A 22,830-nucleotide genomic window follows, 5' to 3' on the forward strand; every position below is an offset into this window, starting at 1 on the left:
GAGACCGGTCACGCCCTCATCGAGCGGCCGCGGCCGTAGAACAGCATCAGCACCAGAAGCGTGGCCCCGAACACCATCTGGCGGCCGGATTCGTCGATGTTGACGGTGGTGAGGATGCTTTGCAGGATGACCAGCAGGAACGCGCCGGCCATGGTGCCGGTATAGCCGCCCTTGCCGCCCGACAGCGGCGTGCCGCCGAACACCACGGCGATGATCGAGGCCAGCATGTATTGCTCGCCGACATTGGCGAAGGACGAGCCCGAATAGCCGAGCAGGCAGATGCCGGTGATCGCCGCGAACACACCCGACAGCACGAACAGCGCGATGCGGATCGCCTTGACCGGCACGCCGGCCATGAACGCCGCCTGCTCGTTGGAGCCGATGGCATAGATGCGGTGACCGAACACGGTGCGGTTGAGCAGGAAGGCCATGACAAGCCCTATGACCACCCACAGCCACAATATGCCGGGCAGGCCGAACAGGAAGGTGCGCGACACGAAATCTGCCAGCGCCGGTGCTGCGCGCCCCGAGGGGATGCCCTGGCGGACCACCACCAGCAGGCCCTGCAACACGCCCAGCATGCCGAGCGTCATGACCAGCGGCGGGATGCGCAAGAGCGTCACGCCGATGCCGTTGAGCAGCCCGAAAAACGCGCCGGCGACGACGCAGGCGAGGATGGCCAGCGGGATGCCGGCATTGTCGCCCGCCATCAGATTGCCGGCGATGATGGCGCTGAGCGACACCACGCCGCCGACCGACAGGTCGATGCCCTCGCGCCCGCCGAGGATGACGAGGTTCTGACCGGCCGCGACGATGCCGAGCAGCGCGGCGACGATCAGCAGGCGCAGGATCTGCTGGCCGGACGCGAAGCCCGGCGACAGCGTCTCGCCCAGCCACAAAAGACCGGCGATCAGGATCAGCGCCACCACCAGCGGCTGCCTGAGTAAGGCGGTCACCGCGCTCATGCCCGCGCCCTCCGCCCGACCAGCACACCGGCCATCAGCGCCAGCAGGATGGCGACGCCCTGCACAAGGTTCTGCCACTCCGAAGGCGTGCCGACGAAGAACACCAGCGAGTTGATGAAGCCGATGATCAGCGCGCCGATCACCGAGCCGACGACGGTGCCGTAGCCGCCGGACAGCGCGCTGCCGCCCAGCACCACGGCGGCGATGGAGAACAGCGTCATCTTGCCGCCCACAAGCGGGTCGCCGCTCGCCGTATCGCCGGTGATGCAGAAGGCGGCGAGTGCCGCGAACACGCCGCACAGCGCATAGCCGCCCATGCGGATCGCGGTCACCGGCAGGCCGCTCTGGTAGGATTCCTGCTGCCCGTCGCCGACGGCGAGCAGCCGCAGCGACAGGCGCGTGCGCACCAGAATGGCGAGCAGGACCGCGAACAGGACGACGACATGGAAGACGAAGGGGATTTCGAGGATGCGCCCGCCATAGGTGCGCCAGAAGGCGGTCGGCGCGGGCGTCCCGGCCACCGGCTGGATGTAGAGCGCCAGCCCCGTGAAGAAGATCGAGGTGGCGAAGGTGGCGACGATGGCCTGCAAGCGCAAAGCCGCCACCACGATGCCGTTGACGATGCCGCAGGCGAGCCCGGTCGCCAGCCCGATGGCAAGCGCGGCGACGATGGTCACGCCATCCCCGCCCCATTGCGCCATGACGCCGACGATGACGACATTGACCAGCGACACGATGGCCCCGGCCGAAAGGTCGATGTCGCCGGCATAAATGACATAGGTCTGCGCGACGGCGAGCAGCATCAGCGCCAGATAGGTCTTGACCAGCCCCGTCACCCCGACCAGCGACAGGCTGCGCGGCTGGAACCAGCCGTTGAGCGCGATCAGCACCACGAGGATGATGAGCGCCGGCAGGAAGGGATAGCGCTCGAAGGCGCGCTTCACGGCGCTGCTGCTGCGGGGGCGGGCGGGAGCTTCGATGCTTGCCATCACGCGGCCTCGTATGCGGCCTGGTAGAGGTTGAAGCGGGTGCGCGCCGCCCCGGTCAGCTCGCGCCGGATCGCGCCGCCATTGAAGACGAGGATGCGGTCGGCATTGTCGAGCAGCTCGGCATCCTCCGAGGCATAGAGCACGATGCCCATGCCCTCCCCGGCCAGCTTGCGGATCAGCGAAAACAGGTCCGCCTTGGCCGACAGGTCGATGCCCTTGGTCGGATCGTCGAGCAGAAGCACGGCAGGGCGGTCGATCAGCCAGCGCGCGATCACCACCTTCTGCTGGTTGCCGCCGGAGAGCGAGGAGATCGGATGGCCGAGGCCGGCGAATTTGGTCTTGAGCGCCTGCAAGGCGGGCAGCGCCTTCGCCGCCAGCGCGGAGGGATTGGCCAGCATCATGCGCTCGCGCAGATAGTGGATCGGCATGACGTTTTCGAGGATCGGACGGCCGCTCACCACGCCGTCGCGGGAGCGGTCGCCCGACACATAGGCCACGCCCTGCCGGATCGTCGCGCGCGGATTTTTGGGATGGAGCGGCTTCCCGCCAAGCTCGACGCTGCCGGCCGTCGGCGAATTGGCGCCGAACAGCGCCCGCAGCACCGCCGACTGGCCCTGCCCGTGCAGCCCGCCGAAGCCGAGGATTTCACCGGCCCGCACGTCGAAACCGATGTCGGAGAAGCCCGGCCCGGTCAGGCCGCGCACCGACAGCACCGGCGGACCGGCAGGCCGGGCCGGTGCCGCATCGGCTACGGTTGCCGTTTCTTCCTGAGCGCCCACCATCATGGAGATGATTTCAGCCGGCGTGGTCCCGGCAATCTGCCGCGAACCGACGATCTCGCCGTCGCGGATCACGGTGGCGCGGTCGCCGATGGCGAAAATCTCGTCCATCCGGTGCGAGATGAAGATGATCGAGCGGCCTTGGCGCTTCAAATCGCGCAGGATCTCGAAGAAGCGCTCCACCTGCGCCCGGTCGAGGGCCGAGGTCGCCTCGTCGAAGATGAGCACCGACGCCTCGCCGGCCAGCGTCTTCATGATCTCGACGAGCTGGCGCTGGTCGGCGCGCAGGTCCTGCACCACGGCATCGGGCGAAAAATCGTCTCCGGTCACGCCGTCGAACAGGGCGATATATTTCGCCGCGCGCGCTTCCAGCGCCGTGCGGTCCACGAACACGCCGCGCGACGGCAGGTCGGCGAGGCAGATGTTTTCCGCCACCGTGCGGTGTGCGGCCAGCGACAGTTCCTGATAGAAGATGGCGATGCCGAGCCGCCGCGCCGCCTGCGGCCCGGTGATGGAGACCGGCTTGCCGTCGAGCAGGATTTCGCCCGTATCGGGCCGCACGGAACCGGCGACGATCTTGGACAGCGTGCTCTTGCCCGAGCCGTTGGAGCCCATCAGCACATGCACCTCGCCAGCCTCGATGTCGAGATCGGCGTGGCGAAGCGCCTTGGTCGCGCCGTAGCTCTTGCCGACGCCCTTGAGTTGCAGCCTGCTCATGGTCTTGCCGCCATCATGCGGCATGCGAGGGGAAACCCGCATGCCGCTTTTGCTGAATCACCTACTTGAACAGCGCCTCGGCGTCTGCGATCGACAGCGCGCTGGTGTAGGAATAATAGCCCGGCTTGCCTTCGAGCTGCCTGGCCGCTTCCTCGAGGTTCGAGCTGTCGATGAACGGGATCGGCAGATACATCGCGTTCTTGTACTGGCCCGCTTCTGCCGGCTCCTTCAGCTCCTTGCCCTGAAGCATCAGCACCGCCACGTTGAGCGCCGAGGCCATGACGCCGGGCGGGTTCACCGACGCGCCGGAGTTCAGCTTGTCCTTGGTCCACAGGTCGATGAAGTCCTTGCGGATCTCGCCGGTGGCGGCGATGGAATCGGTCTTGCCCGCATCCATGATCGACTTCCAGGCACCGGCAGCCATGCCGTCCTGCACCCACACGCCGTTGATGTCGGGATAGGTGGCGAGCAGGTTCTGCATGGCCTGCTGGCCCTGCGCCTGATCCCAGTTGGCGTTTACTTCGTTGACGATCTTGATGTCGGGATGCTTGGCGAACACTTCCCTGTAGCCGGCGACGCGCATCTCGTTGGCCGGATGGCCGGCGACGCCGTTGATGGCCACGACATTGCCCTTGCCGTCCAGCGTCTTGGCCAGCCACTCCGCACCCGCGGCGCCCCACGCCTTCTGGTCGATGCCGACATAGAGCGCATCCGGCGACGAGACCTCAGCGTCGGTGGCGATGACGAGGATGCCGGCCTCCTTGGCCTGCGCGAACACCGGATCGAAGGCGGTCGGGCTGTTCGGATTGATGATGATGGCATCGACGCCGGCGCTGATGAAATTGCGCACATGGGCGATCTGGCCGGGCACGTCGACATTGGCGCTCTGCACCTCGACGGTGACGTTGACGCCCTTTTCCTTCCACGCCTCGGCGGCGGCCTTGGCCTCGTCGATCATCTGCGTGCGCCATTCGGACCCGACCCAGCCGTTGGAAAGGCCGATCTTGAAGTCCTGCGCGAAGGCGGACACGGCGGAAAAGGCCAGCGCGACACCCGCGACGGCCGAGAGAATATGCGACTTCTTCATTTGAATTCCTCCCTGGAGCTCAATTTCGAGAATGAGCTTAGAGGCAAATGAAATCGATTTCAACGGCGATTGAAAGCGTTCGCCTTTTCGTGATTCCGGCATGATCCGGCGAAAAGAGCGAGGCGCAGACAAGGTAAGGCAGAAAAAACAACACCCGCCGGGGGAGGAGGTCCGGCGGGTGTCGTATGAGAAGGCCAGCTATCGGGAGGAGGATAATGGCTGGCCTATATCCGCTGGGTCTGGGAGGAGGTAGGCCCCGCGGAATTCGATGATTAATAGATACCCGTATGGCTCTTTTGATTAAAGGCTCAATTTTGCATGGCTGCGTTGCGTTTTGTGCAATGCAACATAAACACCGACTCATATGCGCCCCCGCTCCGATTCGAAGCAGGGGCGCATAAGCGATGGCGTTTACGCGGGCAGCGTCAGGCAGCCTTGCCGGTCTGGCTCTGCGCGCCATGGCTGTCGGTTTGCGCATAGGCGCTGCCGAAGCGGTTGGCGAGGAAGGTGTCGAGCGCGATGTCTTCCTGGCGCACGAAGCCCTGCCGGGGCAGGTTGCCGTTCGCCAGCATGTCGAGCACGGCGCAGATGCCGGAAGCGGTGGTGATCTGGATCGCGCTCAGCACCTTTCCGTTGACACGGCGGCTGTAGACCTTGTTGGCATATGTCTCCTGGAGCAGGCGGCCATCCTTGCGGCCCGACACCGTCACGAAGACGATGACCACGTCCTGCGTGGTGGCCGGCAGTGCGCTTTCGAAGATGTCCTTCAGCACCTCGCGGCGGTGGCGCAGGCCGAGGTCGTTGAGCAGCGCCTTCATGATCGCCGCATGGCCGGGGTAGCGGATGGTGCGGTAGTTCAGCGTGCGCACCTTGCCCTTCAGCGTCTCGCACAGCGTGCCGAGGCCGCCCGATGTGTTGAAGGCCTCATAGGTCACGCCGTCCAGCGAAAATTCCTCGCGTTCTTCCAGCGGCGGAACCTCGACCAGCTCGCCCTCCACAATAGCCTCGCATGGCTCGCAATATTCGTTGATGACGCCGTCCGTGCTCCAGGTCAGGTTGTAGTTCAGCGCGTTGGACGGGTACTGCGGCAGTGCGCCGACGCGCATGCGCACGCTGTCGAGCGTGTCGAAGCGGCTGGCGAGATCGGCCGCGACGATGGAGATGAAACCCGGCGCCAGACCGCACTGAGGAATGAAGGCGGTCTTCGCCGTCTTCGCCAGTTCCTTCACCCGGCGGGTCGAGGCGACATCCTCGGTGAGGTCGAGATAATGCACGCCGGCAAAAGCCGCGGCCTCGGCGATGCGCGTGGTAAGGCTGAACGGAGCCGCGCTGAGCACCGCGAACTTGCCGGCCAGAGCCTTCTCCAGCTCGCCGGGCGCCGCGATATCCAGTTCAAGGCCCGATACGCCCTCGACGCGATCCAGCCCTGCAAGCTGCTCCGCGGAACGGTCAACGACGGTGACGCGGTAATCGCCGGTGCCCGCCAGCATGCCCGCGATGGTGGAGCCGATCTTGCCCGCACCGATGACGACGATTTCCTTCATGGCCAATCCCTCTGTTTGGTGAAACCTGCAGGAATCATCGCCATATCCACGTCGAAAGGAAGGATGCAGTTAAGCAAATCGATGCTATATTTCAGGCAGTTTCATGCATGGATCTGACGATATGCCGAAAAATACCGATCAGGAACTCATTGCGCTGCTGCGCGAGAACGCGCGCGCATCGACGGCCGAACTGGCACGCCGTCTCGGCGTATCCCGTTCGACCGTGCAAAGCCGGATCGAACGGCTGGAATCGCGCGGCGTCATCACCGGATATGGGGTGCGGCTGGCGCCCGATTATGAAAAGGGGCTCGTACGTGCCCATGTGCTGCTGACGGTGACCCCGAAACAGTCGGACAAGGTGGTGCGCGACCTCAGGGCCCGGACCGCAGTGCGCGCCCTGCATTCGGTAAGCGGCAGCTTCGACATGATCGTGGTGGTGGAATCGCCCTCGATCAGCGATCTCGACGCGCTTCTGGACGACATCGGCGCGATGGACGGCGTGGAGCGCACCCTGTCGTCGATCATCCTGTCGACGCGGATAGAGCGGTGAGGATCTGAGCCGGCCGACGCTCAGCTCTTCTCCGGCTCTCCGTTTTTCGTGCCCTTGACCACCACCTCCGACGACCGCTCCGCGACGGCGACGAAGGTCGGAACCTCGGGGTTCTTCTCCATACGGTCGCGGTAGAGGGCGGCGCGGGCGAGCAGCATCAGCGTCACCGGGGTGGTCACGGTGACGAACACCGCAATCAGCAGTTCGTGCAGCACCGGCCGTCCTTCGATCATCGAAAAGAACAGCATCGAGCCGAGCAGGATGCCGCCCGTGCCCCAGGTGGTGCCGAGCGTCGGCGAATGGACCCGTTTGTAGAAGCTGTCGAGGCGCACCAGCCCGATGGCGCCGAGCAGCGTCAGGCCGGAGCCCAGAACGAGCAAAAGGGCAACCAGCAGCGCAGCCCAGAGCGGGAGGTCGGCGGCATGGCTCATTCGATCACCTCGCCGCGCATGAGGAATTTCGCCAGAGCCGAGGTCGACACGAAGCCGAGCAGCGCAATCACCAGCGCCGCCTCGAAATAGAGGGTGCTGCCGGTGCGGATGCCGAAGGTGAGCAGCATCAGCATGGCGCAGACATAGAGCGCATCGAGCGCCAGCACCCTGTCCTGCGCGCGCGGGCCGCGGAACAGCCGCAACCCGCAGCACAGGGCCGCCAGCGCAAGGAAAATCTGCGAGATGGTGACGGCCCACAGCAGAATGGCGGCGCTCATTCGAAAATCTCCATCAGCAGGGCTTCGTAACGGTTCTTGATCAGGTCGCTCCAGGATTCCTCGCTCACCACGTCGAGCACATGGATCAGCAGCAGATCGTCGGCGGAACGGTACTCGACCCATGCCGTGCCGGGCGTGCTGGTGATGATGCAGGCCAGGAAGGCAAGTCCCGTCGGGTCGCGCATCTCGAGAGGGATGGCCACGAAACCTGACACCACTTGCGGATTCCTGCCACCCAGCACGATGCGCGCCACCGCAATGTTGGAGCGCAGGATATCGACGAACACGATGCCCATCAGATGCGCGATCCGGGTCCAGCGGCGCAGGCGCGGCTTCGAGGGCTGAAGCGCCGACATCATATGCGAGGCGACCAGCGCGATGACCGCGCCAAGCAGCAGATGGCCGGGCGTGAAGCCGTTGAGCAGCAGCCACATCGCAAGCAGAGATGCGGCGAGCAGCGGATAGGGAAGCACGCGTGTCATAGACCGGCCTCCATCTTTGGCGACGGCACCTGACGGGCCGACAGCACGCCCTCGATATAGGCATCCGGCGCGTGCAGCGACTGCGACGTCGCATCGACATAGGCCATCACCGGGCCGGCGTTGATCGTCATGACGACGCACAGCGCCAGCAGCAGCGCAATCGGCGCGAACTCCACGATCAGAACACGCGGCACCACACCCTCGATTGGCGGAGCCCAGAAGGTGCGGATGCCGACGCGCAGCATGGCCACCATCGCGAACAAGCCGGAAATGATGAGCACCGCGAAGAACGCCCATGCCATGCCCGAGATGGCGTTGTCATCGCCGGTCGAGAGCGCCGCCGACAGAAGGGCGAACTTGCCGAGGAAGCCCGACAGCGGCGGCATGCCGGAAAGCAGGAGACCGCACAGCACGAAGCACAGGCCGAGGATGGCCAGCGTGGCCGGAAGCGTGACCCCCACTTCCTCGACGACCTCTTCTTCTTCGGGATCGTCGCCATAGGCTTCCATCGTCACTGCAAGGATGTTGGCGGCCGGATCCTGCGAGCGATCGACCAGTTCGACGAGCAGGAACAGTGCGCCGATCGTCAGCGTCGAGGAAACGAGATAGAACAGCGCCCCGGCGGTCACCCCAGCGTCGGCCATGCCGACGGCGGCCAGAAGCGTGCCGGATGAGACCAGCACGCTGTAGGAAGCGAGCCGCGCCATGGCCTGCGACGCCAGAACGCCGATGGTGCCGAAAGCCATCGTCACCAGTCCGGCGGTGAGCAGGCCGATGTCGCCGAAGCTGGCCGAGTCGCCGGCGCGCGCGCCGAGCAGCAGCGGCGAGAGGCGCAGCACCGCATAGACGCCGACCTTGGTCATGATCGAGAACATCGCCGCCACGGGCGCGGCGGCGGCAGAATAGGCTCCGGGCAGCCAGAAGCACAGCGGCCACATGCCGGCCTTGGTCAGGAAGGCAATGCCGAGGATGGCCGTGCCCGCCTCCAGCAGCGCCCTGTCCTGCGCCGCGACGGCGGGGATGCGCACGGCCAGATCGGCCATGTTCAGCGTGCCGGTGACACCGTAGATAAGGCTGACGCCGATCAGGAACAGCATCGAGGCGCCGAGATTGACGACGATGTAGTGCATGCCGAAGCGCACGCGCGTCACCCCCGAGCCGTGAAGCATCAGCCCGTAGGACGCGGCGAGCAGCACTTCGAAGAAAACGAAGAGATTGAACAGGTCGCCGGTGAGGAAAGCGCCGTTCAGGCCCATCAGCAGAAACTGGAACAGCGAGTGGAAATGCTGGCCGCCCTTGTGCCAGCGCGCCAGCGAGAACACCAGCGCGGCGTTCGCCAGCAGCGCTGTGAGCAGGAGCATGAGCGCCGACAGCCGGTCGACCACCAGCACGATGCCGAAAGGCGCCGCCCAGTTGCCGAGCAGGTAGACGCTGGCCATCGAGCCCTCGACATCGGCCTGCGCGACGAGCAGCCAGGCAATGACGAGCAGTCCGAGGGTGGACGCGACATTGACCAGCGACTTGAAGGTATGACGCCGCTCGTCGAACAGCAGCAGGAATGCGCCGGTGACCAGCGGCAGAATGATCGGCGCTATATCGAGATGATTGGCGAGCTGCATCACGGCTCCCTGCCGTCGACATGGTCGGAGCCCGTCAGGCCGCGCGCCACCAGCAGCACCACGAGGAAAAGCGCCGTGGTGGCGAAGCCGATGACGATGGCGGTCAGCACCAGCGCCTGCGGGACGGGATCTGTATAGGCCGCCGGATCGACGATCCCCGATCCGTCGAGAACCGGCGGCACGCCGCTGCGCAGGCGGCCCATGGAGAATATGAACAGGTTGACGCCGTAGGCGATCAGCGACAGGCCGACGATCACCTGATAGGTGCGCGGGCGCAGCAGCAGCCATACGCCGGAGCCCACCAGAACGCCGATGCCCAGCGAAAGGGTCAGTTCGGTCATTGGACCTCCTGCTCGGCCAGGGCTGCGGTCTTGGCGGCGCGCAGCTTGCGGATCGACTGGTGCGCCAGCGCGATCAGCATCAGGACGGTTGCGCCGAGCACCAGCGCGAAGACGCCGAGATCGAAGAACAGCGCCGTCGCGGCGGGAACCTTGCCGATCACGGGCAGCTCCACATATTGCGCATGGGAGGTCAGGAACGGATAGCCCAGCGCCCACGATCCGATCCCGGTCGCGGCAGCGATCAGCAGGCCCCATCCGATCCACTTGACGGGCAGCACCCTCAGCCGCTCCTCCACCCAGCGCGTGCCGGCGGCCAGATATTGCAGGATGAAGGCGGATGCCAGCGCGATGCCGGCGACGAAGCCGCCGCCCGGCAGATCGTGGCCGCGCAGGAACAGATAGGCCGACAGCACGACGATCACCGGGAACAGCCACTGCATGATCACCGAAGGCACATAAAGATAATCGGCAACTATGGTGCCGCCTCCCGGCATCGCCGCCGGATCGTCGGCGGACTGGTGGCGCTGCTGTTGCGTGGAGCCCACGCTTTCGGGCGCGGGACGGAAACGGCGCAGCAGCACGAAGACCGTGATCGCCACGATGCCGAGCACGGTGATCTCGCCGAACGTGTCGAAGCCGCGGAAGTCGACGAGGATCACGTTGACGACATTGGTGCCTCCGCCCAGCGGATAGGCGTTCTCGACGAAATAGTCGGCGATGGTCTGCGGCGGCTGGCGCACCATCACTGCATAGGAGATCATGGCCATGCCAAGGCCGCAGGCGATCGCCATCGCAAAGTCGCGGTAGCGCCGCAGACGCGACCAGAACGCCTGCACCGGCGTTTCGACCTCCGCGAAGCGTTGCGGCAGCCAGCGCAGCCCGAGCAGGATCAGCACGGTGGTGACCACCTCGACCAGAAGCTGGGTAAGCGCAAGGTCGGGGGCCGACAGCCACACGAAGGTGATGCAGGTGATCAAGCCGGCACCGCTCATCAGCATGAGGGCGACGAGGCGGTGGAACTTCGCCTGATAGGCTGCCCCGATGGCGCAGGCCATGCCGATAACCCACAGGATGGTGAAAACGACGTCGGTGCTTCCCGCGAGCCTGACCTCGGGCAGCAGCGGGCCGCGCCACAGCGTCAGGATCGCAGCGATCAGCGCGATGGCGACCATGAGGCGGAGCTGCGGCTGCAAACGGCGCGTGCCGAGCCAGCCCTCCAGGAAGCGCGCCCAGCGCCACGACACGGTGACCATGACCTGCTCGAAGATGCGCTGGCCGTTGATGCGCCGGAAGTACGGCGGTCCCTCCTCGCTGGTCGCCAGATAGGAGCGGATCGTGAGGAACATCAGCGCGCCCGCCACCAGCGCCACGATGCTCATCATCAGCGGCAGGGTGAAACCGTGCCAGACGGCGAGGCTGTAGTAGGGCGTGGAATCGCCGAGCACCGAGACGACGGCGCTGTGCAGATAGGGGCCGACGGTGCGGCCCGGGACAATGCCGACGATCAGGCAGATCAGCACCAGCAGGAACACCGGCAGACGCATGAAGAAGGGCGGCTCGTGCGGCTCTCGCGGCAGCGGTTCGGGCGCCGCGCCGAAGAACACGCTGTGGATGAAGCGGATCGAATAGGTCACAGCGAAGGCGCTGGCGACGACCGCCGCGTAGGGCGCGATCGTATCGAGCCACGAATCGGCATGATGCTCGATCGCCTCGGCGAAGAACATCTCCTTGGACAGGAAGCCGTTCAGCAGGGGCACGCCCGCCATCGCCGCGCTCGCCACCATGGCGAGCGTGGCGGTGATGGGCATGGCGCTGAGCAGGCCGCCGAGGCGGCGCATGTCGCGCGTTCCCGTCTCATGGTCGATGATGCCCGCGGCCATGAACAGCGACGCCTTGAAGGTGGCGTGGTTCATCATGTGGAAGATCGCCGCCACCGCGCCCAGCGGGCTGCCGAGGCTGAGCAGCATGGTGATAAGGCCGAGATGGCTGATGGTCGAATAGGCCAGCAGCCCCTTGATATCCTGCTGGAAGATCGAGAAGAACGCGCCCAGCACCAGCGTGATCATGCCGGCAAGACCGACGATGAAGAACCATTCATAGGTTCCCGCCAGCACCGGCCACATCCGCGCCATCAGGAAGACGCCCGCCTTGACCATGGTTGCGGAGTGCAGGAAGGCCGACACGGGTGTCGGCGCCGCCATGGCGTTCGGCAGCCAGAACTGGAACGGAAACTGCGCGCTCTTGGTGAAGGCGCCCAGCAGGACCAGGATCAGGATCGGCCGGTACAGATCGTGCTCGCGCAGCAGATCGCCGGATGCCAGCACCTCGTCGAGATCGTAGCTGCCGACAACGTGGCCGATCAGCAGCATGCCGCCGAGCAGCGCCATGCCGCCGATTCCGGTGACGGTCAGCGACATGCGCGCGCCGTCGCGCGCGGACGGATTGTGATACCAGTAGCCGATCAGCAGGAAGGAGAAGATGCTGGTCAGCTCCCAGAAGATGACGAGCTGGATCAGATTGCCGGAGAGCACGACGCCAAGCATCGATCCCGCAAAGGCAAGGAAGAACATGTAGAAACGCGGAATCGGGTCTTCCGGCGACATGTAGTAGCGCGTGTAGATGACAACCAGGAAACCGATGCCGGAGATCAGCATCGCAAACATCCAGGCGAATCCGTCGATCCGGAAGACAAGCTCCAGCCCCAGTTCCGGCACCCAGCTCACGCCCTGGCGCACGGCATTGCCGGCTGCGATGTCCGGATAGACCATCATCACCATGATGAGGATGGCGAGCATGACCCCGCCGGAAAGCCAGGCTTCCGCATTGCGCGCATTGGAGGGCAGCAGCGCGGCGACGGCGCTCGCCACGAATGGCAGCACTATCATCCAGATGAGAGTCGCGCCGCCCAGCATGCGGAGATCCTTTGGATGGAAATGAGACGATATTGCCTGATTTCGTCCATTATGGTTGAATCTACCGCCGTACCGCAAGGGCTGATCGATGCAAATATTTCCTGAACAGTGCCGGGCCGCACGCGGCCTGCTGAACTGGACGCAGGACAGGCTTGCCCGCGCCGCCGGCGTGTCGCGCAGCACCATCAAGGATTTCGAGTGCCACCGCCATGCCTTGCAGCGCGGATCGGAGGAGCTCGTTATCGGCGCTTTCACGCGCTGCGGGGTGAAGCTCCTGTTCGACACGGATGGCGCCGGAATCGGCGTGCGCATGGAGCGTCCGGAAAAGCTGTGCGCCCTGACGAGATCATGAAGGGCTGAAGCATGTCGTCCGAAACCGGAAGCCGGTTTCGGGTTAAAGTCATGCAAAAACAAATGGTTAAAGCGCGAGGAGCAAATCTGGAAGATCGCCGCGCGCTTCGGGTTCCGGAACGGAAAAGCCGGCCGCGTCGGGAAGACGCGGCCGGCACCGGAAGATTCCCGCCTGTGAAGCTGCTCAGCCCTTCACTTGCGGCAGCGCCGTATCGAGAGCCTTTTTCACCGCGTCGACCATCTGATCGACCTGCTTTTCCGTGATGATGAGGGGCGGGCAGAAGCCCAGCGTGTCGCCCATGTTGCGCGAGATGACGCCGTTCTCCTGAATGTAGCCGTTGACCAGCGTGCCCAGCGCGCCGACATTCTTCCACGGTGCCTTGGCTGCCTTGTCGGCGACAAGCTCCACGCCCGCGATCAGACCCACGCCGCGCACCTCGCCCACCAGCTCGTGATCGGCCAGTTCGTGCAGACGCTTTTGCATGTGGGCGCCCACCGTGCGCGCATTGCCCACCAGATCGCGCTCCTCGATCAGCTTGAGGTTTTCCAGCGCGACCGCCGCCGACACCGGATGTCCGCCGGCGGTGAAGCCGTGGCCGAAGGTGCCGATGCGGTTGCTCTCGTCCGCCAGCGGTCCATAGACCTTCTCGTTGATCAGCAGCGCCGAGATCGGCATGTAGGACGACGACAACTGCTTCGACATCACGAGGATGTCCGGCCGGATGCCGAAGGTCTGGCAGCCGAACATGTTGCCGGTGCGGCCGAAACCGCAGATCACCTCGTCGGCGACCAGCAGGATGTCGTACTTCGCCAGAACCGCCTGAATCTTTTCCCAATAGGTCGCCGGGGGCACAACCACGCCACCCGCCCCCATCACCGGCTCGCCGATGAAGGCCGCGACCGTTTCCGGGCCTTCAGCCAGGATGAGCTGCTCCAGCTCGTCGGCCAGGCGCGTGGCGAATGCTTCCTCGCTCTCGCCGGCCAGAGCGTCGCGATAGTGATGCGGCGTGCCGGTGTGTAGCACGTTGGCAATCGGCAGGTCGAATGAGATCTGGTTGTTGGGCAGGCCGGTGAGGCTGGCCGATGCGATGGTGACGCCGTGATAGCCGCGCTTGCGCGAGATGATCTTCTTCCTCTGCGGCTGGCCGAGCGCATTGGAGCGGTACCAGATCATCTTCATGGCCGTGTCGTTGGCCTCGGAACCCGAATTGGTGAAATAGGCCTTGCTCATCTCAACCGGCGCGATCGACACCAGCTTCTCGGCAAGGTCCACCACCGGCGAGTGCCCCTTGTGGGTGAAGGTGTGGTAGAAGGGCAGCTTCTTCATCTGGTTGGTGGCCGCATCGACCAGACGCTGCTCGGAAAAGCCGACCGCCACGCTCCACAGACCCGCCATCGCCTCGATGTAGCGTTTGCCCGAAGCGTCCTCGACATAGATGCCGTCGCCCTTCTCGATGACCAGAGGACCCACTTCCTCATGCTTGCGTGCGTTGGTGTAGGAGTGGAGGTGATAGCGGACGTCGCGCGCTTCTGTGGAGTTCGGATGGGCGGTCATGGCGTTTCCCTGTGTTGTGATTCACGACAAACCGGCAAGGCAGGAGCTTGCCATTTGGTGTGTGATGCATCATGTTTTTTAGCGGACCGAATGTCAATGTCGGTCCATTGGTCCACGACGCCATGGATAGTGATCGCATGCAGCCATCTTTCAGCCTGGAGGCGCTTGAGAAGGAAAACCTCGGCGAAACGGTCTATGGCAGGCTGGCCGATGCGCTCATGAAGGGCCGCTTTGCCCCGGATGCGCGCCTCACCATCCGGGAACTGGCCCAATCGCTCGGCACCAGCGTCACGCCGGTGCGCGATGCCATCCTGCGGCTTATCCAGGACGACGCACTGGTCCAGAAATCCGCGCGCGAGGTGCGCGTCCCGGTCATCACGCCGGAGCGCTATCGCGAGATCCGCATGATTCGCCTGAAGCTCGAAGGGCTCGTCGCTCGCGAGACGGCGCTTTGCGCCGGAGCGGCCGATATCGCGCGCCTGCGCGATCTCATCGCCCGTAACGAACAGGCCATTGCCGACCGCAACTGGACCGGGGCGCTGGAGCTCAACCAGACTTTCCATTTCGCTCTGGCCGACATTGCCGGCCTTCCGCTGCTGCGCAGCATCCTGCATCGGCTGTGGTTGCAGATGGGACCGCTGATTGCCGAAGCCTACGAGCCCGGCGGGCGGGTGATGATCGTCCATCACCACGAATTGCTGAGCGCTGTGGAAGCCGGGGATGCCGACGCGGCGGAGCGCGCCATTGCAAGCGACATAGGCGATGCAGCCGACATCATTCTCGAACGGCTGACTGCGCGCCTGGGCACATCTGCGGACGCACCCGGAGCCAGACACTGATGGAAGAGGTCGATTGCATTGTCGCCGGCGCCGGCGTCGTCGGCCTGGCGGCGGCGCGCGCACTGGCGCTTCGCGGTCTCGACGTCCTGGTCCTCGAAAAGGCCGGCGCCATCGGCACGGAAACCAGCTCCCGCAATTCCGAGGTCATCCATGCCGGGCTTTACTACCCGCCCGGATCGCTGAAGGCGGAACTCTGCGTTGCCGGCCGTGACTTGCTTTACGCCTACTGCGCCGAACGCGGCATCCCCCATCGCCGCTGCGGCAAGCTGATCGTGGCGACTGGCGAGGGACAGGAAGAAGCGCTGGCCGCCATCGCCGGCAATGCACGCGCCAGCGGGGCGGGCGAATTGAAGCGCCTCACGGCAATGCAGGCGAAAGAACTCGAGCCGTCGCTTGCCTGCAACGCCGCCCTGCTCTCGCCCGATACCGGCATCGTCGACAGCCATGCGCTGATGCTGTCGCTGCTGGGCGACGCGGAAGCCGCCGGCGCCATGCTCAGCCTCAATACCGAAATCGTATCGGGACGCATCGAGCCGGACCGCATCCTGCTCACCACGCGCGACACGCAAAGCGGCGAGACCTTCGGGATCGCGGCCCGCAGCCTCGTCAACGCGGCGGGTCTGGGCGCGGTGGCGCTGGCGGGATCGCTCGACGGCCTCGATGCGCGCTTCGTGCCAATGCTGCGCTACGCCAGGGGCAACTACTTCTCGGTGACGGGCCGCGCCCCCTTCCGGCACCTCATCTACCCGGTCCCGGAACCCGGCGGGCTCGGCATCCATCTGACGCTGGACCTCAACGGCATTGCCCGCTTCGGACCCGATGTCGAATGGATCGACGGGATCGACTATCATGTCGACCCGGCCCGCGCCGACCGCTTCTACGGCGCCATCCGCACCTACTGGCCAGGCCTTGCCGACGGCAGCCTGCAACCGACCTACAGCGGCATCCGCCCGAAACTTTCCGGACCGGGCGAGGCCAATGCCGATTTCGTCATTCAGGGGCCGGACACGCACGGCATCGCCGGCCTCGTCAACCTGTTCGGCATCGAGAGCCCCGGCCTCACCTCCTGCCTCGCCATAGCGGAACGGGTGACGCAAGCCCTTGCAGCCCAAGAATAGGAGCAGGCTGGGCGGGCCCCGTTTCTTTGCCGGCGACCCTGACCCGCCGCCCGTGTCATCAACGTCATGACGAGGCATGCCGCAAGCGGCGCGGCTCCGTCCCCGGAGTCGCAGCCCCTGTTCCCGACACCCGCATTCCATCACCCGTCGATGAAAACCGGCTCTGCGGACAGGCGATGCCATTGCCCTGATGACTTGCAATAGAGGCGGTCGCTCCCCATGATAACCTCGTCAATAGTTGAGGTTCGATCATGCCCAAAAAGCCGGCTGCCGTTCTCACGGTGGGCGAGGTGGCGCGGCGCAGCGGCATAGCCGTCTCCACCGTGCATTTCTATGAGGCCAGGGGGCTGATCGAAGGCTGGCGCACCGAGGGCAACCAGCGCCGTTACCACCGCGCCGTGCTGCGCCGCATCGCCATCATCCGCATCGCCCAGCGCGCCGGCATCCCGCTGGCGCGCATCCGCGAGGCGCTGGCCGATCTCCCGCACGACCATGTGCCGAACGCCCGCGACTGGCAGAAATTCACGGACGAGTGGCGTGCGATGCTCGATGACCGCATCACGCGCCTCCTCCAGCTTCGCGACCAGATCGCCAGTTGCATCGGCTGCGGTTGCCTGTCGCTGGAAGATTGTCCGCTGCGCAACCCCGACGACCGGCTGGGAGAGAAAGGCCCCGGTCCACGCCGGCTGGAGCTGGCCGAAAACCATCATGAAGGCACTTGACCTCAACCAACGTTGAGGTCTTACAAGGCATGTCGACTAAAACAGGAGTCGGCAATGCAAGATTCGATCGATACCGCCTATTCTCCCCCGGGCCCCACCGGATGGGGCGATCTTTTTTCCGGCGGCAACACGATGCCGGTGCTGGTTCTGGCCGGCGGAGTGACGCTCTATTCCGTCAACATGTACATCGCCATCACCGTCATGCCTTCGGTGGTGCAGGAGATCGGCGGGCTCGACTTCTACGCCTGGACCATGACCCTGTTCGTGGTCGGCTCCATTCTGGGTGCAGCACTGGCGGCCAACCTTCTGCGCCAGTGGGGTCCGCGCGGCGCTTATTTCATCGCCTCGCTGCTGTTCGCGGCCGGCACGCTGACCTGCGCCATGGCGCCGACCATGTCGGTCATGCTCATCGGCCGCACGCTTCAGGGCCTCGGCGGCGGCTTCCTCTATGCGCTGGCCTATGCGCTTACCCGCATCGTGCTGCCGGAGCGCGTCTGGGGCCGGGCCATCGGGCTCATCTCGGCCGTATTCGGCATCGCCACGCTGGTGGGCCCGGCCGTCGGCGGCATCTTCGCCGATGGCGGCTCCTGGCGCACCGCCTTCTGGTCGCTCATGCCGTTCGCCGTCGGCTTTGCCCTGCTGGCGCTGCTGGCCTTCCCGCGCAAGAGCAGCGACAGGAACGAGCGCGCGCCCGTGCCGGTGCTCCAGCTCATCCTGCTGACGCTGGCGGTTCTGGCGGTTTCGGCAGGCGGCCTGTCGAGCGAGACGCAATGGGCGGCGGCGGGTCTGACCGTCGCACTGGTTCTTATCGTGCTGATCGCCCGCACCGACGCGACCGCCAGCGCCCGCATGCTGCCGCGCCGCTCCTTCCGCTTCTCCTCGGCACTCGCACCGCTCTATCTCAGCGTTGCCCTGCTGATGCTGTCCATGCAGCCGGAGATCTACGTGCCCTACATGCTCCAGCAGCTTCATGCGCAGACGCCGCTGTGGGCCGGCTATCTGGCCGCCATGATGTCGATGGGCTGGACGCTGGGATCGCTGCTGTCCTCGCGCCGCCAGTCCGGCGGCAAGGGCCTGCTGACCGTCGGCCCGGCGCTCACCTTCATCGGACTGGTCATCCTCGCCATCTGCCTGCCGGTCCAGGGCAACGGCTCATGGGTGTGGCTTGGGCCGATCTGCCTCGCGCTGATCCTCGTCGGGCTCGGCATCGGCATTGCGTGGCCCAATCTCGTCACCGAAGTCTACCGCAGCGCGCCGGCCGACGAGCAGGATCTGGCGACCGGCGGCATGACCACGGTGCAGCTCTTCGCCATCGCCATGGGCACGGCGCTGGCCGGCATGATCTCCAACACCGCCGGCATCGGCACGCCGGGCGGCGTCGAGGGCGCCGCATCCGCCGCCTTCTGGGTCTGCGCCCTGTTCGCGCTGGCGCCCGCGGTCGGCGTCCTCGTGGCAGGCTACATTCAGGGTCAGTCCCGACCCTGAAGCACGGAGCCTTGCGCCGAAGCCCGCGCCATTCCCCCTGGCGGCCAGCGCTTCGGCCGGGCGGGTATCGCTCCCCTGCCGCTCCCGCCCATCCGGCACCGTCCTTCCCATCCCGCCACATGCCCCATCGTGGCGGGATGGGTTTTTATTTCCGGAACCCTACAAGCTCTCGCAATCGTATATGTTGACATAAATATATCTTTATGCGATTTCGCATACTTCGCATCGGGAACGGAAAATGTCGCAAACTTCGCAAGCTCTCGACGGCCTGTTCGGACCTGTCGGCAACAAGGCCGACGGATCGGAAATCCTCGCAGCCCTGCAGGCTGCGGCGCGCGAACGCATCCTCGTCCTCGACGGCGCCATGGGTACGCAAATTCAGGGCCTTGGACTCGATGAGGACCATTTCCGCGGCGACCGCTTCACCGGCTGCGCCTGTCATCAGCAGGGCAACAACGACCTGCTCATCCTCACCCAGCCAAAGGCCATCGAGGACATCCATTATGCCTACGCCAAAGCCGGCGCGGACATCGTGGAGACCAATACCTTCTCCTCCACTGCAATCGCGCAGGCCGATTATGGCATGGAGGATATGGTCTACGAGTTGAACCGCGACGGCGCGCGCCTTGTGCGCCGCGCCCTGCTTCGCGCCGAACAGGAAGACGGTCGCCGCCGCTTCGTCGCCGGTGCGCTGGGGCCCACCAACCGCACCGCCTCGATCTCGCCCGACGTCAACAATCCCGGCTATCGCGCCGTCACCTTCGACGATCTCAGGATCGCCTATGGCGAGCAGCTGCGCGGCCTGATCGACGGCGGCGCCGACATCATCCTGATCGAGACCATCTTCGACACGCTGAACGCCAAGGCCGCGATCTTCGCCTGCGAGGAGGTCTTCGCCGAAAAGGGCATCCACCTGCCGGTGATGATCTCCGGCACCATCACCGATCTCTCAGGCCGCACGCTTTCGGGGCAGACGCCGACCGCCTTCTGGCACTCGATCCGCCACGCGAAGCCGTTCACGGTCGGGCTCAACTGCGCTCTGGGCGCTGCCGCCATGCGCCCGCATCTGGCCGAGCTGTCCGGCGTGGCCGACACCTTCACCTGCGCCTACCCCAATGCCGGCCTGCCCAACGCCTTTGGCCAGTATGACGAGACGCCGGAATTCATGGCGAAACAGGTCGAGGAATTTGCACGCGAGGGGCTGGTCAATGTGGTGGGCGGCTGCTGCGGCTCGACGCCGGAGCACATCGCCGCGATTGCCGAGGCGGTGGCCCGGCACAAGCCGCGCGCAGTCCCGAAAGTAAAGCCGCTGATGCGGCTGTCGGGCCTCGAGCCCTTCACGCTCACCAGCGACATTCCCTTCGTCAATGTCGGCGAACGCACCAACGTCACCGGCTCGGCCCGCTTCCGCAAGCTGATCACGGCAGGCGACTACGCGGCAGCGCTCGACGTCGCCCGCGATCAGGTCGCCAACGGCGCGCAGGTCATCGACATCAACATGGACGAGGGCCTGATCGATTCGAAGAAGGCGATGGTCGAGTATCTCAACCTGATCGCCGCGGAGCCCGACATCGCCCGCGTTCCGGTGATGATCGACAGCTCCAAATGGGAGGTGATCGAGGCCGGCCTGAAATGCGTGCAGGGCAAGCCCATCGTCAACTCGATCTCCATGAAGGAGGGCGAGGAAGCCTTCCTCCATCAGGCAAGGCTGTGCCGCATGTACGGCGCGGCGGTGGTGGTCATGGCCTTCGACGAGGCCGGACAGGCCGACACGAAGCAGCGCAAGGTCGAGATCTGCACCCGCGCCTACAGGCTTCTGACCGACAAGGCCGGCTTTTCTCCCGAAGACATCATCTTCGATCCCAACGTGTTCGCCATCGCCACCGGCATCGAGGAACACGACAATTACGGCGTCGACTTCATCGAGGCGACGCGGGAAATCACGTCGACCCTGCCTCATGTCCATATATCGGGCGGCGTCTCCAACCTGTCCTTCTCCTTCCGCGGCAACGAGCCGGTGCGCGAGGCCATGCACGCCGTGTTCCTCTACCATGCCATTCAGGCGGGCATGGACATGGGCATCGTCAACGCCGGCCAGCTCGCCGTCTACGACACCATAGAGCCGGAGCTGCGCGAGGCCTGCGAGGATGTGGTGCTCAACCGCCAGCCCAAGGCCGGCGGCACCGCCACCGAGCGCATGCTGGAAATCGCCGAGCGCTTCCGGGGAACCGGCGCCAGGGAAGCCAGGGAACGCGACCTGAAATGGCGCGAATGGCCGGTGGAGAAGCGGCTTGAACATGCGCTGGTGAACGGCATCACCGAATTCGTCGAGGCCGACACGGAAGAGGCCCGGCTTGCTGCGGAACGTCCGCTGCATGTGATCGAGGGACCGCTGATGGCCGGCATGAACGTGGTCGGCGACCTGTTCGGTGCCGGCAAGATGTTCCTGCCGCAGGTGGTGAAATCGGCGCGCGTCATGAAGCAGGCCGTGGCCGTCCTGCTGCCCTACATGGAGGCCGAAAAACTTGCCAATGCCGAAAACGGGGGCGGCGGCGGCGAACGGCAGAGCGCCGGCAAGATCCTGATGGCGACGGTGAAGGGCGATGTCCACGACATCGGCAAGAACATCGTCGGCGTCGTGCTGGCCTGCAACAATTACGAGATCATCGACCTCGGCGTCATGGTGCCGGCGACGAAGATCCTGGAGACGGCGCGCGCGGAGAAGGTGGACATCATCGGCTTGTCCGGCCTCATCACCCCCTCGCTCGACGAGATGGCCCATGTCGCGGCCGAGATGGAGCGCGAGGGCTTCGACATTCCGCTCCTGATCGGCGGCGCGACCACCAGCCGCGTGCACACGGCGGTGAAGATCCATCCGCGCTACGAGCGCGGGCAGGTCGTCCATGTCAATGACGCCAGCCGTGCGGTCGGCGTGGTCTCGAACCTGCTCTCGCAGGACCTCAAGCCTGGTTATGTCGATGCCCTGCGCGCCGAGTACCGCAAGGTCACGGAAGCCCATGAGCGCTCGGAGCGCGAGAAGCAGCGCCTGCCGCTGGCTCGCGCCCGCGCCAATCCGCACCGCATCGACTGGGCGGCCTACGACCCGCCGAAGCCCGGCTTCACCGGCGCGAAAGTGTTCCAGACCTGGGACCTTGCCGAGCTTGCCTCCTATATCGACTGGACGCCGTTCTTCCAGACATGGGAACTGAAGGGGCGCTATCCGAAAATCCTGGAGGACGAGAAGCAGGGCGCGGTCGCGCGCCAGCTCTTCGAGGACGCACAGGCGATGCTGAAGAAGATCATCGACGAGAAGTGGTTCGCCCCGAAGGCCGTGATCGGCTTCTGGCCGGCCAACGCCGTCGGCGACGACGTCCGCCTGTTCACCGACGAAAGCCGCCGGCAGGAACTCGCCACCTTCTTCACCCTGCGCCAGCAGCTCACGAAACGCGACGGCAAGCCGAACCTTGCTCTTTCGGATTTCGTCGCGCCGCAAGACAGCGGCAAGCCGGACTGGCTGGGCGGCTTCGTGGTCACCACCGGCATTGAGGAGGTGGCGATCGCCGAGCGCTTCGAGCGCGCCAACGACGATTATTCCTCGATCCTCGTCAAGGCGCTGGCCGACCGCTTCGCCGAGGCATTTGCCGAGCGCATGCACGAGAAGGTCCGCAAGGAATTCTGGGGCTACGCACCGGACGAGAATCTGTCGCCCGACGATCTGATCGGCGAGCCCTATCAGGGCATCCGCCCCGCGCCCGGCTATCCGGCCCAGCCCGACCACACCGAGAAGGTGACGTTGTTCCGGTTGCTGGACGCGGAGAAGAACGCCGGCGTCAGCCTCACCGAAAGCATGGCCATGTGGCCAGGCTCATCGGTCTCCGGCCTCTATTTCTCGCACCCGGAGAGCTATTATTTCGGCGTCGCCAAGGTCGAGCGCGATCAGGTCGAGGACTATGCGGCGCGCAAGGACATGAGCGTTGCGGAGGTCGAGCGCTGGCTTGGCCCGATCCTCAACTACATGCCGGCGCCGCTGGTCGAGGCAGCCGAGTAAGGCCCGGCCTTCCCGCGC

19 protein-coding genes are annotated in these 22,830 nt (G+C 65.2%); 7 read left to right on the plus strand and 12 right to left on the minus strand.

Annotated features, from left to right (window positions below; all coding sequences use genetic code 11):
• Positions 1-8: 8 nt before the first annotated feature.
• The 5 genes from DES43_RS03765 to DES43_RS03785 form a co-directional block, all read right to left on the minus strand.
• Complete coding sequence (locus DES43_RS03765; protein WP_035022334.1) at positions 9-965, minus strand: ABC transporter permease; 957 nt, start codon at positions 963-965, stop codon at positions 9-11.
• A complete protein-coding gene (locus DES43_RS03770) occupies positions 962-1,954 on the minus strand; it encodes an ABC transporter permease (protein WP_035022336.1) in 993 nt (330 codons plus the stop codon). The genes DES43_RS03765 and DES43_RS03770 overlap by 4 nt, the downstream gene beginning before the upstream one ends.
• Positions 1,954-3,450, minus strand: a complete 1,497-nt coding sequence (locus tag DES43_RS03775) for a sugar ABC transporter ATP-binding protein (RefSeq protein WP_035022762.1) — start codon at positions 3,448-3,450, stop codon at positions 1,954-1,956. Before DES43_RS03775 ends, DES43_RS03770 begins: the two co-directional genes overlap by 1 nt.
• 61 nt (positions 3,451-3,511) lie before the next feature.
• Positions 3,512-4,537 (minus strand): ABC transporter substrate-binding protein, encoded by a 1,026-nt coding sequence (locus DES43_RS03780; RefSeq protein WP_035022339.1) that lies wholly within the window; start codon positions 4,535-4,537, stop codon positions 3,512-3,514.
• Between the two features lie 425 nt (positions 4,538-4,962).
• Complete coding sequence (locus DES43_RS03785; protein ID WP_035022341.1) at positions 4,963-6,081, minus strand: saccharopine dehydrogenase family protein; 1,119 nt, start codon at positions 6,079-6,081, stop codon at positions 4,963-4,965.
• Positions 6,082-6,202: 121 nt separating this feature from the next.
• On the opposite strand from DES43_RS03785, the gene DES43_RS03790 reads away from it, so the two are divergent.
• On the plus strand, positions 6,203-6,631 hold the full coding sequence (locus DES43_RS03790) for an Lrp/AsnC family transcriptional regulator (RefSeq protein ID WP_035022343.1): 429 nt from the start codon (positions 6,203-6,205) through the stop codon (positions 6,629-6,631).
• A 20-nt stretch (positions 6,632-6,651) separates the two neighbouring features.
• Here the strand turns inward: DES43_RS03790 and mnhG are convergent, their stop codons facing one another.
• From mnhG to DES43_RS03820, 6 genes are read right to left on the minus strand one after another with little or no spacing between them, the layout of a single operon-like run.
• Positions 6,652-7,062 (minus strand): monovalent cation/H(+) antiporter subunit G, encoded by a 411-nt coding sequence (gene mnhG, locus DES43_RS03795; RefSeq protein ID WP_035022346.1) that lies wholly within the window; start codon positions 7,060-7,062, stop codon positions 6,652-6,654.
• Positions 7,059-7,340, minus strand: a complete 282-nt coding sequence (locus tag DES43_RS03800; protein WP_035022349.1) for a K+/H+ antiporter subunit F — start codon at positions 7,338-7,340, stop codon at positions 7,059-7,061. Before DES43_RS03800 ends, mnhG begins: the two co-directional genes overlap by 4 nt.
• On the minus strand, positions 7,337-7,822 hold the full coding sequence (locus DES43_RS03805; RefSeq protein ID WP_035022352.1) for a Na+/H+ antiporter subunit E: 486 nt from the start codon (positions 7,820-7,822) through the stop codon (positions 7,337-7,339). The genes DES43_RS03800 and DES43_RS03805 overlap by 4 nt, the downstream gene beginning before the upstream one ends.
• Positions 7,819-9,441, minus strand: coding sequence for a monovalent cation/H+ antiporter subunit D (locus tag DES43_RS03810; RefSeq protein ID WP_035022354.1), 1,623 nt, complete (start codon positions 9,439-9,441; stop codon positions 7,819-7,821). Before DES43_RS03810 ends, DES43_RS03805 begins: the two co-directional genes overlap by 4 nt.
• Complete coding sequence (locus DES43_RS03815) at positions 9,441-9,782, minus strand: Na+/H+ antiporter subunit C (RefSeq protein WP_035022357.1); 342 nt, start codon at positions 9,780-9,782, stop codon at positions 9,441-9,443. The genes DES43_RS03810 and DES43_RS03815 overlap by 1 nt, the downstream gene beginning before the upstream one ends.
• Positions 9,779-12,880 carry a monovalent cation/H+ antiporter subunit A gene (locus DES43_RS03820; RefSeq protein WP_133674810.1) on the minus strand — a complete coding sequence of 1,034 codons (3,102 nt, stop codon included), beginning with the start codon at positions 12,878-12,880 and terminating at the stop codon, positions 9,779-9,781. The genes DES43_RS03815 and DES43_RS03820 overlap by 4 nt, the downstream gene beginning before the upstream one ends.
• Here DES43_RS03820 and DES43_RS03825 point away from each other — a divergent pair.
• Positions 12,783-13,046 carry a helix-turn-helix domain-containing protein gene (locus DES43_RS03825; protein WP_035022362.1) on the plus strand — a complete coding sequence of 88 codons (264 nt, stop codon included), beginning with the start codon at positions 12,783-12,785 and terminating at the stop codon, positions 13,044-13,046. The two genes, DES43_RS03820 and DES43_RS03825, sit on opposite strands and share 98 nt — an antisense overlap.
• 183 nt (positions 13,047-13,229) lie before the next feature.
• Here DES43_RS03825 and DES43_RS03830 read toward each other — a convergent pair whose 3' ends face one another.
• Positions 13,230-14,600, minus strand: coding sequence for an aspartate aminotransferase family protein (locus DES43_RS03830; RefSeq protein ID WP_035022366.1), 1,371 nt, complete (start codon positions 14,598-14,600; stop codon positions 13,230-13,232).
• A 137-nt stretch (positions 14,601-14,737) separates the two neighbouring features.
• Between DES43_RS03830 and DES43_RS03835 the strand changes: the two genes are divergently transcribed.
• The 5 genes from DES43_RS03835 to metH all read left to right on the plus strand — a co-directional run bounded on the left by DES43_RS03835 (position 14,738) and on the right by metH (position 22,812).
• Positions 14,738-15,439, plus strand: coding sequence for a GntR family transcriptional regulator (locus tag DES43_RS03835; protein WP_035022369.1), 702 nt, complete (start codon positions 14,738-14,740; stop codon positions 15,437-15,439).
• The gene (locus DES43_RS03840) at positions 15,439-16,557 is read left to right on the plus strand and encodes an NAD(P)/FAD-dependent oxidoreductase (RefSeq protein ID WP_035022372.1); all 1,119 of its coding nucleotides are present in this window, start codon (positions 15,439-15,441) and stop codon (positions 16,555-16,557) included. The genes DES43_RS03835 and DES43_RS03840 overlap by 1 nt, the downstream gene beginning before the upstream one ends.
• Before the next feature lie 251 nt (positions 16,558-16,808).
• A complete protein-coding gene (soxR, locus tag DES43_RS03845) occupies positions 16,809-17,279 on the plus strand; it encodes a redox-sensitive transcriptional activator SoxR (RefSeq protein WP_035022375.1) in 471 nt (156 codons plus the stop codon).
• A 54-nt stretch (positions 17,280-17,333) separates the two neighbouring features.
• Positions 17,334-18,764, plus strand: a complete 1,431-nt coding sequence (locus tag DES43_RS03850; RefSeq protein WP_084496349.1) for an MFS transporter — start codon at positions 17,334-17,336, stop codon at positions 18,762-18,764.
• A gap of 238 nt (positions 18,765-19,002) precedes the next feature.
• Positions 19,003-22,812: a methionine synthase gene (gene metH, locus DES43_RS03855; protein WP_035022377.1), complete on the plus strand. Its 3,810-nt coding sequence runs from the start codon at positions 19,003-19,005 to the stop codon at positions 22,810-22,812.
• Positions 22,813-22,830: the final 18 nt, after the last annotated feature.

It is taken from the genome of Aquamicrobium defluvii, assembly GCF_004363725.1.
Classification (GTDB): domain Bacteria; phylum Pseudomonadota; class Alphaproteobacteria; order Rhizobiales; family Rhizobiaceae; genus Mesorhizobium; species Mesorhizobium defluvii.